The sequence below is a fragment of the Hymenobacter glacialis genome, assembly GCF_001816165.1.
Classification (GTDB): Bacteria; Bacteroidota; Bacteroidia; order Cytophagales; family Hymenobacteraceae; genus Hymenobacter; species Hymenobacter glacialis.
Window position 1 is genome coordinate 1 of record NZ_MDZC01000013.1, and the last position, 340, is coordinate 340.

At 55.0% G+C, this 340-nt stretch carries 1 pseudogene; it reads right to left on the minus strand.

Annotated elements, in window-relative coordinates:
• Window positions 1-144 precede the first annotated feature (144 nt).
• Window positions 145-340, minus strand: a pseudogene (locus BEN48_RS18945) (hypothetical protein); the annotation flags it as partial.

Here is a 340-nt window from a genome sequence, read left to right on the forward strand (position 1 = left end):
CGCTGTTTCGGAGTTGTACTCCGAAATTGGCTCCTTGGCTGAGTTAAACTCAGCGGCGCTAGGTGCATTGGCAATGTGTGGGGACTGTAAGTCCCCGGCAAGCGGGCTTTCGGAGTACAACTCCGAAAGAGCAGATAATCTTGGCTAAATCCGCTCGTCCTCCGCTGTTTCCTCGGTGGCTTCCACGCTGTTTTTCTCCACGATTTCGCGGGCCAGGTTGAGGTAGCTGATGGAGCCTTTGCGCTGTTTCGGAGTTGTACTCCGAAATTGGCTCCTTGGCTGAGTTAAACTCAGCGGCGCTAGGTGCATTGGCAATGTGTGGGGACTGTAAGTCCCCGGC